This is a genomic window from Kitasatospora sp. NPDC054795, from assembly GCF_053611565.1.
This window is the reverse complement of record NZ_JBSHAP010000181.1, coordinates 1-14,147: the sequence shown is the minus strand read 5'-3', so window position 1 is coordinate 14,147 and position 14,147 is coordinate 1. Positions and strand designations below refer to the sequence as shown.

The 14,147-nt window shown below is 75.3% G+C and carries 14 protein-coding genes; 7 read left to right on the top strand and 7 right to left on the bottom strand.

Annotation, left to right across the window (positions count from 1 at the left end; translation table 11 throughout):
• Positions 1-461 precede the first annotated feature (461 nt).
• Entirely contained in the window at positions 462-1,349 is an 888-nt protein-coding gene (locus ACWGJO_RS38155) for a lysozyme (RefSeq protein WP_452190238.1), read from the bottom strand.
• A 333-nt stretch (positions 1,350-1,682) separates the two neighbouring features.
• Here ACWGJO_RS38155 and ACWGJO_RS38150 point away from each other — a divergent pair, with 333 nt between their 5' ends.
• From ACWGJO_RS38150 to ACWGJO_RS38140, 3 genes are all read left to right on the top strand, one after another.
• Positions 1,683-2,252 carry a GNAT family N-acetyltransferase gene (locus tag ACWGJO_RS38150; protein WP_452190237.1) on the top strand — a complete coding sequence of 190 codons (570 nt, stop codon included), beginning with the start codon at positions 1,683-1,685 and terminating at the stop codon, positions 2,250-2,252.
• 267 nt (positions 2,253-2,519) lie between these two features.
• Complete coding sequence (locus ACWGJO_RS38145) at positions 2,520-4,259, top strand: glycosyltransferase family 2 protein (RefSeq protein WP_359911068.1); 1,740 nt, start codon at positions 2,520-2,522, stop codon at positions 4,257-4,259.
• Positions 4,260-4,533: 274 nt separating this feature from the next.
• The gene (locus tag ACWGJO_RS38140) at positions 4,534-6,648 is read left to right on the top strand and encodes an acyltransferase family protein (protein WP_452190236.1); all 2,115 of its coding nucleotides are present in this window, start codon (positions 4,534-4,536) and stop codon (positions 6,646-6,648) included.
• A gap of 89 nt (positions 6,649-6,737) precedes the next feature.
• Here ACWGJO_RS38140 and ACWGJO_RS38135 read toward each other — a convergent pair whose 3' ends face one another.
• Positions 6,738-7,343 (bottom strand): hypothetical protein, encoded by a 606-nt coding sequence (locus ACWGJO_RS38135; protein ID WP_452190235.1) that lies wholly within the window; start codon positions 7,341-7,343, stop codon positions 6,738-6,740.
• 127 nt (positions 7,344-7,470) lie between these two features.
• On the opposite strand from ACWGJO_RS38135, the gene ACWGJO_RS38130 reads away from it, so the two are divergent.
• The 3 genes from ACWGJO_RS38130 to ACWGJO_RS38120 all read left to right on the top strand — a co-directional run bounded on the left by ACWGJO_RS38130 (position 7,471) and on the right by ACWGJO_RS38120 (position 8,953).
• Positions 7,471-7,701: a hypothetical protein gene (locus tag ACWGJO_RS38130; protein ID WP_452190234.1), complete on the top strand. Its 231-nt coding sequence runs from the start codon at positions 7,471-7,473 to the stop codon at positions 7,699-7,701.
• 140 nt (positions 7,702-7,841) lie between these two features.
• Positions 7,842-8,351, top strand: coding sequence for a DUF1877 family protein (locus ACWGJO_RS38125; protein WP_452190233.1), 510 nt, complete (start codon positions 7,842-7,844; stop codon positions 8,349-8,351).
• On the top strand, positions 8,348-8,953 hold the full coding sequence (locus tag ACWGJO_RS38120) for a class I SAM-dependent methyltransferase (RefSeq protein ID WP_452190232.1): 606 nt from the start codon (positions 8,348-8,350) through the stop codon (positions 8,951-8,953). The genes ACWGJO_RS38125 and ACWGJO_RS38120 overlap by 4 nt, the downstream gene beginning before the upstream one ends.
• Before the next feature lie 4 nt (positions 8,954-8,957).
• Here the strand turns inward: ACWGJO_RS38120 and ACWGJO_RS38115 are convergent, their stop codons facing one another.
• The 5 genes from ACWGJO_RS38115 to ACWGJO_RS38095 all read right to left on the bottom strand — a co-directional run bounded on the left by ACWGJO_RS38115 (position 8,958) and on the right by ACWGJO_RS38095 (position 13,426).
• On the bottom strand, positions 8,958-9,335 hold the full coding sequence (locus ACWGJO_RS38115; protein ID WP_452190231.1) for a YrhB domain-containing protein: 378 nt from the start codon (positions 9,333-9,335) through the stop codon (positions 8,958-8,960).
• 533 nt (positions 9,336-9,868) lie between these two features.
• A complete protein-coding gene (locus tag ACWGJO_RS38110) occupies positions 9,869-10,924 on the bottom strand; it encodes an SDR family oxidoreductase (protein WP_452190230.1) in 1,056 nt (351 codons plus the stop codon).
• A 96-nt stretch (positions 10,925-11,020) separates the two neighbouring features.
• Complete coding sequence (locus tag ACWGJO_RS38105) at positions 11,021-11,596, bottom strand: TetR/AcrR family transcriptional regulator (protein ID WP_452190229.1); 576 nt, start codon at positions 11,594-11,596, stop codon at positions 11,021-11,023.
• A 121-nt stretch (positions 11,597-11,717) separates the two neighbouring features.
• Positions 11,718-12,347, bottom strand: a complete 630-nt coding sequence (locus tag ACWGJO_RS38100) for a histidine phosphatase family protein (RefSeq protein WP_452190228.1) — start codon at positions 12,345-12,347, stop codon at positions 11,718-11,720.
• 140 nt (positions 12,348-12,487) lie between these two features.
• The gene (locus tag ACWGJO_RS38095; RefSeq protein WP_452190227.1) at positions 12,488-13,426 is read right to left on the bottom strand and encodes an aldo/keto reductase; all 939 of its coding nucleotides are present in this window, start codon (positions 13,424-13,426) and stop codon (positions 12,488-12,490) included.
• Between the two features lie 115 nt (positions 13,427-13,541).
• On the opposite strand from ACWGJO_RS38095, the gene ACWGJO_RS38090 reads away from it, so the two are divergent.
• Complete coding sequence (locus ACWGJO_RS38090) at positions 13,542-13,988, top strand: ArsR/SmtB family transcription factor (protein WP_452190239.1); 447 nt, start codon at positions 13,542-13,544, stop codon at positions 13,986-13,988.
• The last annotated feature ends 159 nt before the right edge of the window (positions 13,989-14,147 follow it).

Below are 14,147 nucleotides of genomic sequence, written 5' to 3'. Positions count from 1 at the left end.
CCCCCCCCCCCCCCCCCCCCCCCGGACGCGCCCCCGGGGCCGCCCCCCCCCGCCGCCCCCCCGGCCCCGGGCGGGGGGGGGCGCCCGTCGGCGTCCCGCCGCGTTCCTGTTCGCGTCCACTTCGCTTCCCCCGGCGGCCCCTTGACGGCACCGGGGGCCGGGAGGACGCTGTACGTGTACGACATAAGCGTGTGCCGTACGCGGACAGTCGAAAGCACACGACCAGGAGTCGCGAGGCTCCCGGCGCTGACCCGATCGCTGGAGCGATCCACCGGCCTCGGCAGCCCGGGTGGCCAGCAGCTGCTGGACGGCCTCAAGGCCCTGTGAACCCCCGTCGGTCCGACACCGGCCGGTGCGGGACGCGCTGCGGCGGGTCCCGCACCGGCGCGGGTGCGTCGGCTGTCGGCCGTCAAGCCGTCAAGCCGTCAAGCCGTCACTCGTCGGCCCTCGGCCCTCGGCCGTCAGCCCAGGGCGAGGGCGCGGAGGCGGTCGGCCGCGCCGTTGAAGTAGTTCTGGTCACCGGGGAAGGTGCCGGAGTCGGCGAACTGCCAGAAGGTCTGGTAGCCCCAGCCGTTCGGCAGGGTGCCGACGGAGGAGGCGTAGCGGGCTATCCAGAGCGGGTTGGTGGTGCCGAAGCCGCCGTTGTTGCCGGTGCACTGGGTCCACCAGTTGGTGGTGGTGTAGATGGTGGGGTAGCGGCCGGTGCGGGAGTGCACGGTGTTGCTGAAGTCCCGGATCCAGCCGACCATGGCGCTCTGGCTGAGGCCGTAGCAGGTGGCGCCGTAGGGGTTGTACTCGATGTCCAGCGCGGGCGGCAGGGTCTTGCCGTCGGCGGACCAGCCGCCGCCGTGGCTGACGAAGTAGTTGGCCTGGGTGGCGCCGGAGGAGGCGTTCGGCAGCGCGAAGTGGTAGGCGCCGCGGATCAGCCCGGCGTTGTAGGAGCCGTTGTACTGCTGGGCGAAGGACGGGTTGGTGTAGCCGGTGCCCTCGGTGGCCTTGACGTAGGCGAACCTGGCGCCGTTGGCGGCCACCGAGGACCAGTTGACGTTGCCCTGGTAGCTGGAGACGTCCAGCCCCGGGGTCTGGGTGGCGGCGAGGGAGGCGAACGGGGCGGCGGCGCCGCGGCCCTCGCGGGCGGCGACGGTGGAGCCGGCGAAGTCCTGCTCGGGGTGGAAGCCGGGGCGGCCTTCGGCGACGGGGGCGACAGGGGCGGGTTCGGCCGCGTACGCGGGGGCGGCCGCGCCGGCGACCAGGGCGGTCGCGGCGGCGAGGGCGGCGAGCGCGGGCAGACGGCGGCGGGCCGGTCTGTCGGTGCCGGTGGTGCGGGCGGAGCGGGAAGAGCGGGGCATGGGCACTCCTCTGGTCCGAGCAGGGGGAGGGTCGAAATGACCCGGTTCGGCCGGGGTCTGACCGGCCGTACCGCAGAGTAGCCATGTACCTGGCACTGCCACCAGGCATCTTTTTTCACATAGTGAACGCATGTCAGATGTGCCGGAACACCGCGACCGGCAACCGGCGTTGCCGGTTCTGCCGGTCCGGTCGGCCGGAACCGGGGAGGGGAACGGGCTGCGGTCGGCACCGGAGGGGCTCCGGGGCGGCTCCGGGTGCGCCCGGCGCGCTGTGGCACGATGCCCGCGGGCCGGCCACCACGGGCGGCCCCGCACGTGAGGAGAGGACCAGCCATGACCGAGACCGCCACCGATTCCGCCCGGCCCGACGGGGAGCCCGTGTTCCGGCCCGCCACGCCCGCCGACGTCCCGGCGCTGGTCGCCCTGGTCGAGTCCGCCTACCGGGGCGACTCCAGCCGGGCCGGGTGGACCACCGAGGCGGACCTGCTGGACGGCCGGCGCACCAACCCGGAGGCCGTCACGGAGGCCGTGGGCCACTCCGAGGGCCTGGTGCTGCTGGCCGAGCGGGACGGCGAGCTGCTCGCCTGCTGCCAGCTGGAACAGCGCGGCGAGCGGGCGTACTTCGGGATGTTCTCGGTGCGCCCGGGTCTCCAGGGCGGCGGGATCGGCCGGGCCGTGCTGGCCGAGGCGGAGCGGCTGGCCGTCGAGCGGTGGGGCGTCGGCGCGATGGAGATGACGGTGATCGAGCAGCGCGTCGACCTGATCGCCTGGTACGAGCGGCGCGGCTACCGGCGCACCGGGGAGTTCAGCCCGTTCCCGTACGGCGACGAGCGCTTCGGCATCCCGCTCCGGCCGGACCTCCGGTTCGCCCACCTCGTCAAGGACTTGAAGGCGGATTCCTGACGGAATGGACGTCCGTGTACGGAAGTTGACGGCTGTGGCGGTGCTGGAGCCGTGACCGGCCGGGGAGTTGACGATCCCCGGAACGGCTCTGGCTCGGGGTCCGGTTCAGTTCCGCTGGACCGGATCTCCGCAGGTGACGCACGGTCAAGTCACTGAGCTGGGGCGATGCGGAGATGTCATACCTCGTTCATTATTGGTCTAGGCCAATATGAGAAGCTGAGTGCGAACGGCCACGCTCCGTCCGCTGCCCAGGGGGGCCATTTCCGCATGCCCGTACTCCATGGCACCGCCATGCCCGCATCCGACACCGGTCCGCGCCGGACACCCGCGGACCCGGACGACCACCGCCTGCCCAGCCCGCCCGACGACGAGGAGCTCTACTGGTACTTCGGCCCGCAGCGCCGCTGGGTGCTGCTCTGCGCCACCCTCTCCTACGCGGGAGCCACCGCCACGCTCGGCCTGTTCGCCCTCAGCAAGCCGCTGCTCTGGCCCTTCCTGGTGCTCACCGTGCTCAACGCGGCCACCTGGCTGCTCTCGCTCACCGACGGCCAGCGCGCCCGGCGCTTCACCCGCGACTCCCACGACCTGCTGCTGCGCGCCTGGAACCCCGACCGCGCTCCGAGCGTCGACCTGCTGCTGCCGACCGCCGGTGAACCACTGGCCGTCCTCGACAACGCCTACCGGCACACCGCGGCCGTCCAGTGGCCCGGCGAGCTGACCGTGCTGGTCCTCGACGACGCCGGTCGCCCCGAGGTGCGCCGACTCGCCGAGTCCTACGGCTTCCGGTACCACGCCCGGCCCGACCGGGGCCGGTTCAAGAAGGCCGGCAACCTCAACCACGGCCTGGCCGAGGGTACCGGCGAGATCGTCGCCGTCCTGGACGCCGACTTCTGCCCCCGCCCCGACTTCCTGCACCACCTGGTGCCCTACCTCGACAACCCCGAGGTCGGCATCGTGCAGAGCCCGCAGTGCTTCGACACGGACGCCGACATGTCCTGGCTCGAACGCGCCGCGGGAGCCACCCAGGAGATCTTCTACCGCTGGATCCAGCCCTCCCGGGACGCGCAGGACGGCACCGTCTGCTGCGGCACCAACGCCCTCTACCGCCGCGCCGCGCTGAAGCGGATCGGCGGCTTCGCCGAGATCGACCACAGCGAGGACCTCTACACCGGCCTCGCCCTCGCCCGCGCCGGATGGGCCACCCGCTACGTCCCCGCGCTGGTCGCCAAGGGCATGTCGCCCACCGGCCTGCCCGCCTTCATCAGCCAGCAGTACCGCTGGTGCCTCGGCTCCCTGGCCCTGGTCCGCGACCCGGACTTCCGCAAGGGGCCGCTCCCGCGGTCCGCCCGGCTCTGCTTCTGGAACGGCATCCTCGGCTACGTCACCAGCGCGGTGAACGTCTTCGCCGTGCCGCTGCCCGCCCTGATCATGCTGTTCTTCCGGCCCGAGGAGATCCAGCCCTGGCAGGTGCTGCCGTTCCTGCCGCCGATCTGGGTCGCCCTGGTGCTGCTGCCCGCGATGTCCCGCACCCGCTGGCGCTTCGAGGTCACCCGGGTCCAACTCCTCGGCGGGCTCTGCCACGTGGTCGCCATCGTGCACGCGCTGCGCCGCCGCTCCGCCGACTGGGTGCCCACCGGCGCCGTGTCCGGCGGCAGCTCGCTCGCCCGTGCCGTCGCCCGGATCGGGGTCGGCTGGCTCGGCTTCGTCGTCCTCGCGGGCGCCGCCGGACTGGTCCGGGCCGCGCTGCTGCACGGCTGGCGGCCGTACTGGGCGCTCGCCGGGCTGCTCGCACTCACCGCGTACACCATGATCCCGCTGATCCGGGAACTGCGGCCGCTGCTCAACGGCACCGGCGGCGGCAAGGGAGCCGCCGTCGGCGAGGTCGCCGCGCCCGCACCGGGCCGCTCCGACCTCGGGTTCGGGCGGGCCGAGGCCGTCGCCGTCACCGCCGTGCTGCTGCTGTGCGGGCTGCTGGCCTCCGGCTGGGCCGACCCGCTGATTTTCTGACGGACCGTCACGCCAGCTCTGTTCCACCGAGTTTCCTTGCGCGTCGCCCCACCGGCGCGGACACCGCCCGGCCGCCCCATCGGCCCGGCGGGCCCGACCAACCGCTGCCAGCCCTGCAAGGAGCACCGCCGTGTCAACGGCCGTACCATCGTCCTCAGCCTCGTCCTCCTCATCCGCCACGGCCCCGTCGCCGTCGTCCGCCTCTGCCTCGTCGTCGCCGGCCGCGCCTGCCGCGACCGACACACCCGCCGACCTGCTGCCCGGCGTCGTCAGAGTGGGCCGGGAACCCGCCGCCCCGCAGGGCGCCGCCGTCGCCGAGAGCGGGCAGACCCGCCGGCGCACCGCCTTCCGCCCCGACATCGAGGGGCTGCGCGGCGTCGCCGTGCTCTCCGTCCTCGCCTTCCACTCCGCCGTCCCGGGCCTGACCGGCGGCTTCGTCGGTGTCGACGTCTTCTTCGTCGTCTCCGGCTTCCTGATCACCGGCCTGCTCGTCGGGCGCCCGCTCGGCCTGTGGGACTTCGCCGCCCGCCGCGCCCGGCGCATCCTGCCCGCCGCCGCCACCGTGCTGGTCGCCACCGCCGTCGCCGGCGGCGCCCTGCTCGACCCGCTGCGCGGCACCGACCTCGCCCGCGACCTGATCGCCTCCGCCGGCCAGTTCGCCAACTGGCGCTTCGTCGGCGAGCAGACCGACTACCTGGCCGCCGAACGCGACCCCAGCCCGCTGCAGCACTTCTGGTCGCTGGGCGTGGAGAACCAGTTCTACCTGCTCTGGGGCGTGCTGCTGCTCGGCCTCGCCCGCTACCTCCACGGGCGCCGCCGCACCCTGGCGATCACCCTCGCCACGGTGGCCGTCGGCGGGGTCTCGCTCGCGCTCTGCCTGCGCTGGACGGCCACCTCCGCGCCGCTCGCCTACTTCTCCACCGGCAGCCGGCTCTGGGAGTTCGCGACCGGCGCCTGCGCGGCGCTGGCCGGCCCGGCGCTGGCCGCCCGCGCCGAGCGGCGCCCGGTTCTGCGGACGCTGCGGGTGCTCGGTTGGCTCGGCCTCGCCGCCGTGCTCACGCCGGCGTTCCTGTACGACCGCAACACCCCCTTCCCCGGCACCGCCGCGCTGCTGCCCGTCCTCGGCACCGCCGCCGTCCTGCTCGCCGGGCACGGCACCCCCGGCGCCGCCGACGCCGGACGGCTGCTCGCCGCCCGCCCGCTGCGCGCCGCCGGACGGCTCTCGTACGCCTGGTACCTCTGGCACTGGCCGGTGGTGACCATCGCCCAGGCCCGCTACGGCCCGCTGCCCTGGACCACCCTGCTCGCGCTCACCGCCGCCGCCGCGCTGCCCGCCTGGCTCACCCTGCGGCTGGTCGAACAGCCGCTGCGCTACGGCAGCAGCCCCGCCCCCCGGCGCGGGCTCGCGGTCGGCGCCAGCGCCCTGGTCATCCCGCTGATCGCCGCGCTCACCCTCGGCGGCGGCACCGTGCGCGCTCTCGGCGACCCCACCGCCGGGTCCGTGGCGGCCCCCGCCGGAGCCCCCGACGGACCGAGCCTGCTCGCCCCCGGCGCCCGGGTGCTCACCCTGACGCCGTCGCTGGCCCGGGCCCGGGAGGACTTCCCGCCCGGCAAGGGATGCGAGATCCCGCTCAACGCCGACAACAGCCCGCGCTGCCTCTTCGGCGCCGAGGACAGCCCCGACCGGATCGTGCTGCTCGGCGACTCCCACGCCGGGCAGTGGATCTCCGCCGGCCTCGCCCTGGCCGAGCAGCGGCACTGGGCCCTGGAGGTCCTGGTCAAGCCCGGCTGCCCGCTGGCCACCCTCACCGTGCGCAACAACGTGCTCGGCCGCACCTTCGACGAGTGCGACCGCTGGCGCGAGAACACCCTCACCCGGCTGACCTCCGGCCCCAAGCCGCGCCTGGTCCTGATGGCGGGGCTCAACCGGTACGGCAGCCAGGAGGAGCGCGCCGAGGGCTGGACCCGCACCCTGGACCGGCTCACCGCGCTCGGCGCCCCGCTCGCCTACCTCGGCGACACCCCGATGCCCGGCAAGGACATCCCGACCTGCCTGGCCGCCTCCGACGGGCGCTCGGACGCCTGCTTCTTCCCCCGCGACACCGCTTTCGAGCCCGACCCGGTGCTGGACGGCGGGCTCGCCGCCAGGTACGGGGTGCGGACCCTCGACCTCGGCCCGCTGCTCTGCCCCGGCGCCGGGCCCTCCTGCCCGGCGGTGCTGGAGGGCGTGGTGCTGTACCGGGACACCGGGCACATCACCGACACCCTGGCGCGGGTACTGGCGCCCCGGCTGGACAAGGGACTGCTGGGGACGGCGGGGGCCCCGGGCACACCGGCCGGTTCTGCCGCGCCGACCGGATCGACCGCGCCGACCGGCCCCACCGGGTAGGCCGGCCCGACCGGTTCGGTGGTTCCGACCGGCCCGACCGGTTCGGCCGCGTCCATGGCTCCGGGGCCGCCCTCGGCTCAGCCGTGGATTCAGCCGTAGATGCTGTGGCAGAGCCGGGCCGACTCCGACCCGGCCGGCCAGTGGCCCGCCCGCTCGGCCTGGTCGCAGATGCTGTTCCGGCCCCCGCCCGCCCCGGCACCCGCCGGGGTGGGCGCGGCCGACTGGCCGCGGGCCGGAGCCGGGGCGTGCGGGCTGTGCCCCGGCTTGGGGCGCGCGCTCGCCGAGGCGTGCGCGGCGTCGGTCGTCGCACCGGCCCCGGGCCCGCCCGCCGTCGTACCCGGCCTGCCCACCGCGATCACCGCGCCCGGGGTGGGCGGCGGCAGCGGGGACGGTGCCGGCACGGCCGGTGAGGGGGAGACCGGCAGCAACTGCGCCGCCGGGTCCGAGGCGGAAGGCGAGGCGTCCGGCAGCGCCGCCACGCTCAGCTCGTCACCCGCCCCCGGCCCGCACATCACCAGGACGGAGGCCAGCACGGCGCCCGTCCCGACCATCGCGGCCGTCCAGGCCCTGCGTGACAGACGCCTCGGCGGCGGCGTGGCGGTGGACCACGGCGGTAGCGGATTCGTCGGGACCGGCGGCGGCTGCCAAGCGTTCTGCGGCCACTGCCACTGCCCTCCGGTGGGCTGCCCAGTCATGTGCTCGTCCTTCCAGCGGCCCCCCTCAGAACCTTTCCGTGCTCAACGAGCGCGCCGACGCCGGGACATGACCCGGAAGAGGGGTCTGGACGGGCGTTGATTGCCGCCGCGCCACATGCTGGGGGGCATGGAGACCAACAGCACGTCCAAACCCCTGGTCGAAGTGGCCGAGTTCCGGACCGACAGCCGCTACCGCCTCATCCACTTCGAGGGCCACGGCTGGGAACCGCTCGCACAGGAGGAGTTCGAGCCGCGCGTCAATCAGCTCTTCCCGGACCTCGACCCGCGCGACCCGCAACGGGTCCACTGGGCCGACCGCCCCTGGGAGTGGCCCGCCTGGCACCCGGGCGAAGCCTGAACGCACCGCCCGAACGCACGATCCGGGGCGACCCGGAGCGGTCCGGTATGTCCCGGCCTGAACGGATGTGGCGCGGTGCGATGTGACCCGAACCGCTCGGTGCAGGAGTGACGAACCCGTTCCTTCGTTACGCTGAGCGGGTGAGAGTGGATCACTTCTGGCACCGCCTGCCGGGCCGGGCCGTGGGCACCTGCTCGCCGGAGCAACTCGGCGAACTCGTGCCCCGCGACCGCGACGTCCGGTACGACCGGCTGGCCGCCGCCGGCCTCGCCCTCGGCGTGCGGCGCACCGCCGTCCTGATGGAACTCGCGCTCACCGAGAACGGCCTGCATCCCGACCCGGCCGCCCGACTGCCCGTCTACGGCGGCGGCCCGCACCAGCCGGACGGCGCACTGCCGGACGGTGCAGTGCCCGTGCTGCGCCCCGAACAGGTCGCGGCGGCCTCCGCGTTCCTGCGCGACTCGGCGCTCGGCGAACTCGTCCGCCAGCAGAACAGCGTGCTCGCCCGTACGGCCGTGCACCTCGGCTACCCGACGCCGTGGTCCGAGGCCTGGGCGACGCTCGTCGTCCACGACCTGCGCGAGCTGCGGGACTTCTTCGCCCGCGCGGCCGCGGCCGGGGACGCGGTGGCCGTCCGGGAGGCGGAGTGAACGCGCCCGCGGGGACCGCCGGGTACGGCGCGGCGGCCGAGCAACTCGCCGTCCAGTACGAGAGCGTGAGCTTCACCGAGGTGCACCGCGAGCTGCACCACCTGTACCCGGCCCCGCCCGCGTCCGTCCTGGACGTCGGCGCCGGCACCGGCCGCGACGCCGCCGCCCTCGCCGCCCTCGGCCACCGGGTGGTCGCGGTCGAGCCGACCCCCGAACTCCGGGCCGTCGGAGAGCGGTTGCACGCCGGCTCGGACGTGCGCTGGGTCGCCGACGCGCTGCCCGAACTGCCCGCGCTCGTCGCCGAGGGCGCGAGCTACGACCTCGTCCTGCTCACCGCCGTCTGGATGCACCTCGCCCCCGCCGAGCGCCCACCCGCGATGGCCGCCCTCACCCGCCTCCTCGCCCCCGCGGGCCGGCTCGCCCTCACCGTCCGCCACGGCCCCGTCCCGCCGGGCCGCCACATGTTCGACCTCCCGGACGAGACCACCGTCACCCTCGCCACCGACTGCGGGCTGCGCCTCCTCCACCGCGCGACCCGCGCAGACCTGCACGGCCGGGGCGAGGTCCACTGGACGCTGCTGCTCTTCGAGCGGGAGGCGTAGCCGGTCAGCCGTGCCCCGGCCGTACGGTGCCGATGGACAACGGAGGGCAGACGACCTTCTCCTCGGTGAGGTCCGCCAAGGGGTCGGGCGGCCGGACGCCCTTGACCTGCCGGAGGTAGAGCGCTTCCCAGTCGTGGGCCATGAACGTCGTGGCGGGAATGACGTGGACGCTCCCGTCGTGCAGGTCCACCAGGTAGGGCCCGCCGCCGACGAGCGCGTGCTGCCGGTCGCCGGTGCGGACGAACTCGGGCGAGTTGCAGGAGATGATCCACCCGAGGCTGTGCTCCACGACCACGTGGACCACCAACTCGGGGTGACCCGGCGGCAGTTCGGTCAGCAGTGATTCGACGAGCTCGACGGCCCGCGCTCCGGTGACGGCCACGCCCCCGATTCTCCGCACCACGGCAAGCGGATTTCGGGCGGGCGGTGTACGGCGGAGTCCCGGATCGGACCGGCCCGCATCGCCTGCCTGCGCGGCCTGACCCGGCCGCCGTTCACCGGTCCTGATCCACTACCGGCTCGCCCGCGGCGAGACCCTGGCGGACGAACGCGAGGAGACCGCCACCGCGACTGCCGCACGTCACATGCCTGGCGCGATGCGCTCGCGGCCGAGGGCATCGCGCCCTGTTCGACGAGTGGGCCTGTGCCCCGGCCCTACCGCACCGAACAGGCACGCCGGGACGCCTGCGTCGGCCGGCTCCGCACCTGCGATCACCACCGCCGACACACCGCACTCGCAGGCAAGCCACCCGCCGGCCGTGTCCCGTCCACGGTCCACAGCCGCTCCACGCCCGTGATCGGGCCCGGAGTACCCCGCCCGTGCCCGTGTCGGAGAAATCCCTCCGACCTTCTGGAACAGGCTTCAGCGGCGCGTGCCGCGTGGGAAGTCGGCCGGGCCGACTTCCCGCGCCGGCGTCACCGTGTGCCGAATCCCTCCTCGACCAGGCGGGTGGCCCAGCGGGTCAGGGCCGGGGCGAGGGGCGGGTGGGTGAGGCCGGCGCCGGCGGCGAGGCGATCGGCGGAGTCGGTGTCGTAGCGGTCCTCGGAGAGGAAGGTGAGGGTCTCCGGATCGGCGCCGGTGAGGACGCGGGGGAGGCGGCGGACGAGGGGGACGGGGATCAGGGCGCGGGGCGGGCGGACGCCGAGGTGGCGGGCGAGGAGGGCGATCAGCTCGGGGAGGCAGGGGGTGGTGGGGTCGAGGACGGTGTGGGCCGCGAGCGGGTCGCGGTCGTGCTCGGGCACGGCGGCGAGGAAACGGGCCAGGTGGTCGACGGTGACGACGGGGAGGAAGGTGTGCCGGGTGCCGGGCAGCAGGGGGAGGCGCCCGCGGTGGAGTTGGCGGACGAGCTGGGCCGGGCCCAGGTACTGGCCGGCCTCGCCGGTCCGGGAGTGGCCGATGACGCTGCTGGGGTTGACGGTGGTGAGCGGGACGCCGAGGCGGGGTGCGGTGACCCGGACGGCGGCGTCGCCGAGGTGCTTGGAGGCCTCGTAGGCGCCGAGGCGGGTGTAGAGGGTGGCGGTGGCGGAGGGGTCGAGGGGGTACCGCGGCCGCGGGTCGCGGCCGACGCGGTAGCCGGAGAGGTGGACCAGGCGGCGCAGCCCGGGCCGGGTGGCGGACCAGTGCAGGGCGTGCAGCGCGCCGTGGACGTTGGCGGGTTCGGCCTGGGCGCGGGTGAGGCCGAAGGCGTAGCGGGCGGCGAGGTTGTGGACGTCGCGGACCTCCCCGAGCCGGGCGTCGTCCTCGGGGGAGAGTCCGAGGCCGGGGCGGGTGAGGTCGGCGGTGACGGTGGTCGGCGCGGTGCCGTCCGCGCCGTGGTCGCGCAGCCACCGGCGCAGGGTGTCCGCGCCGGCGGTGTCGCGGACGGCGGCGGCCACCGGCTCGCCGCGGCCGAGCAGTTCGAGGACGAGCCAGCGGCCGAGGAAGCCGGTGGCGCCGAGGACGAGGGTCCGGGGCGGTGGGGTGGGGGGCACGGTGAACTCCAGGGATTCAGAATCAGTAGACCGGTCTGCATATTTTTCGGGCGTGGGCGGGCGGCGGCGCGGAACGGCCCGCCGCCCGCGCTCCGGCTACCGGCAGCCGAGCAAGTGCCGGACGGCGTGCCGGGCGTGGTCCAGTGGCTCGCGGCTGCGCCGGACGGAGGCGAGCAGGACGGCCCCCTCCAGCAGGGCGAGCGCCTGCCCGGCGGCGGCCGCGGCCTGCGCCGGGCCGAAGCCTTCGCGCTCCAGGCGGTCGGCCAGGACCTGCTGCCAGCCCGCGTACAGCCCGGCGCAGACCGTCCGTAGGGTCTCGTTGGTGCCGGCCACCTCCAGGGCGACGGTGGCGATCGGGCAGCCGCTGGTGTAGTCCGAGCGCTCCAGGCGCTCGGCGAAGGCCTCGATCAGCTGCTCGGCGAGGGTGGCGGTGTCGGCGCCCTCGCCGGCCAGGGCCGTGAGCAGCGCCTCGACCTCCTGGCCGGCCTGGGTGAGCGCGGCGGCCACCAACTGGTCCTTGCCGCCGGGGAAGTGGAAGTAGAGCGAGCCGCGCGGGGCGCCGGTGGCGGCCACGATCCGGTTGAGTCCGGTCCCGAAGTAGCCCTGCGCCTCGATCAGTTCCCTGGTGCCGGCGATCAGCCGGGCCCGGGTCTCCTCGCCCTTGACTCCCATGCGGTGATAGTAGACCGGTCTGCATATTTTTGTCGACGGGCCGCCGAGGCTGCTCCGGCGGTCCTCCGGCGGCCTTCCGGTGATCCTTCGGGAGTCCCCCGGAGAGGCGCTCGGGCCCTTGTCAGAAGCGGAGTTGGGGAGGGTAGCCGGTCCAGTGCAGCTCCTGCGGCAGGTGGCCCTGGTCGTTCAGCAGCAGCACGGCGGGCGGCCGGCCGGGGGTGTAGCGCAGGACGGTCAGCGCCGCGTTGGCCGCGTTGACGCCGAGCCAGCGCCAGGCCGGGGCGTCCAGGGCGTGCCGGACCAGCCAGCCGACCAGGAAGGCGTGGGTGACGACCAGCTCGTGCCGCTCCTCGCGGCCCGGCACCGGCCCGGTGAACCGCTCGACGGCCCGCCGCGCCAGCGCGGCGCCCTGCTCCCGCTCCTGCGCCGTGGTGGTCGAGAGGAAGTTCAGCAGGAACTCGGCGCTGTCCTCGGGGAGTTCGTCCCGCTCGGGCACGTACGGCACGAAGTCCCCGGCCTCCTCGCACTGCCGCGGCCGCACGCCGGTCAGCTGCTCCGCGACCAGCCGCGCGGTCTCGGCGGCCCGGGGCAGCGGGCCGTGGTGCAGCACCGAGACCGGACGGCCGGCCAGCCGCCGGCCCAGCAGGGCGGCCTGCCGGCGTCCGGCGGCGGTGAGCCCGCTGCCGTCGCCTTCGGAGGCGGCCTCGCCGTGGCGGGCCAGGTAGAGATAGCGGGTGGCGAGGTCGGTCATGCTCGGGGGCTCCTCACGGTGGGCGAAGATCGATTCGCCCCGGAGTGACGCGCCGCGGGCCGTGCCCGGTTCCGGATCAGGTCGTGCCCGTTCCGGCCCGGGGCGTGCCCGTTCCGGCCCGGACGGTGCCCGGTTCTGCCTCAGTCCGCGTGGGCCTCGTCCAGCAGCGCCAGCTCCTCGGCCGACAGCCGCAGTGCCCCGGCGGCGATGTTGTCCTCCAGGTGCGCCACGTCGCCGGTGCCCGGGATGGCCAGCACGTGCGGGCCGCGGTGCAGGGTCCAGGCCAGCCGCACCTGCGCGGTGCTCACCCCGCGCGCCTCGGCCACCGCCCGGACCTGGGCGGGCTCGGTCTCGGCGGCGCCGCCCTCCCGCCCGGCCCCGGCGATCGCGTAGAAGGGGACGAAGGCGATGCCCTGCTCCCCGCAGATCCGCAGCACCTCGTCCTGCGCCGGCGTGGCTCCGATGCCGTACGGGTTCTGCACGCAGACCACCGGCGCGATGGTCTGCGCCTCGGCGAGCTGGTGCGGGTGGACGTTGGACAGGCCCAGTCGGCGGATCAGCCCGGCCCGGCACAACTCGGCCAGCGCGCCGAAGCGTTCGGCGACCGAGTCGGTGCCGAGGACACGCAGGTTCACCAGGTCGAGGTGGTCGCGGCCGAGCTGACGCAGGTTCTGCTCCACCTGGGCGCGCAGTCGCGCGGGGGTGCGGGCGTGCTCGACCCACTCGCCGTCGAGGCCGCGGCCGGGGCCGACCTTGGTGGCGATCACCAGGTCGTCGGCGTACGGCGCGAGCGCCCGGTTGATCAGCTCGTTGGCGGAGCGCAGCGGCGAGAAGTAGAAGGCGGCGGTGTCGATGTGGTTGACGCCCAGCTCGACCGCGCGGCGCAGCACCCGCAACGCCTGCTCGCGGTCGCGGGGGACGGCGTGCGGGACGAGTGCCGGGCCGGTCTGGGGCAGACGCATGGTGCCGAAGCCGATCCGGTGGACGGTGCGGTCGCCGAGCTTCCAGGTACCGGAGGCGGCGGCGGTGACGGGGGTGACGGGCGTGACGGGGGTGTTCGCAACTGCGCTCGAAGTCATGCCCATGATGATCACTGCTGCACCGGCCTGAGTGCCAACGATTCGACCAGGTGTGAATCCACGGGGGTGGGGCTTGGCGGCCGAACTGCCGTTCACGGCGGGCGACCTGGCGCGGATGCGCGTCGCGGTCTCCCCGATGCGGGAGGTCGGGCCGAGCCTGCGGCTGCGCCACCGCACCCGCCCGCCGCCAGGGCCCACGACCCGGGCGGGCCTCCCGCTGGTGCCGTCCGTCTTCACCGGCCCGGCGCTCCGCACCCGTCCGGCCCCGCCGGACCCGCTGCAGCTCGCCCGTCCGGCGCGCGGCACCGGCCCCGTGTGGGGGCCATCGCCCCCGGCCTCCACGGTGGAGCTCGCCCGGCGCACCGGGTTGTCGGCGCCCGCGGTGTCCCAGTACCTGACGGCCCTGCGGGACGCCGGCCTGGTCGGCGCCCACCGGCCGGGCGGTCGGTGCTGTACGCGCGGACGGCGTCGGCGGAGGGGTGAGCGGGTGTTGCTCCGTGCGCCGGCGTGTCGCCGCCCCGGATGCCGGTGTCGTCGGGCCGCGGGCGCCGGACGGCCGTAATGTGCGGGACATGACATCCAATCAAGGTTCCCGGCAAGATCCCCGGCGAGGGCGGCCGCGCCCCCCCCCCCCCCCCCCGCGGGGCCCGCGGGGCCCTGGGGGGCCCGCCCGGGGGCGGGGCGGCCGACGCGCCCGGCCCCGGCGCCGGGGCCCCCCGCG

What these genes read in the sequence shown, in the direction of transcription:
- ACWGJO_RS38155 (WP_452190238.1), bottom strand. Translation starts at nt 1,349, where the DNA reads ATGCCCCGCTCTTCCCGCTCCGCCCGCACCACCGGCACCGACAGACCG.
- ACWGJO_RS38150 (WP_452190237.1), top strand. Translation starts at nt 1,683, where the DNA reads ATGACCGAGACCGCCACCGATTCCGCCCGGCCCGACGGGGAGCCCGTG.
- ACWGJO_RS38145 (WP_359911068.1), top strand. Translation starts at nt 2,520, where the DNA reads ATGCCCGTACTCCATGGCACCGCCATGCCCGCATCCGACACCGGTCCG.
- ACWGJO_RS38135 (WP_452190235.1), bottom strand. Translation starts at nt 7,343, where the DNA reads ATGACTGGGCAGCCCACCGGAGGGCAGTGGCAGTGGCCGCAGAACGCT.
- ACWGJO_RS38130 (WP_452190234.1), top strand. Translation starts at nt 7,471, where the DNA reads ATGGAGACCAACAGCACGTCCAAACCCCTGGTCGAAGTGGCCGAGTTC.
- ACWGJO_RS38105 (WP_452190229.1), bottom strand. Translation starts at nt 11,596, where the DNA reads ATGGGAGTCAAGGGCGAGGAGACCCGGGCCCGGCTGATCGCCGGCACC.
- ACWGJO_RS38100 (WP_452190228.1), bottom strand. Translation starts at nt 12,347, where the DNA reads ATGACCGACCTCGCCACCCGCTATCTCTACCTGGCCCGCCACGGCGAG.
- ACWGJO_RS38095 (WP_452190227.1), bottom strand. Translation starts at nt 13,426, where the DNA reads ATGACTTCGAGCGCAGTTGCGAACACCCCCGTCACGCCCGTCACCCCC.
- ACWGJO_RS38090 (WP_452190239.1), top strand. Translation starts at nt 13,542, where the DNA reads ATGCGCGTCGCGGTCTCCCCGATGCGGGAGGTCGGGCCGAGCCTGCGG.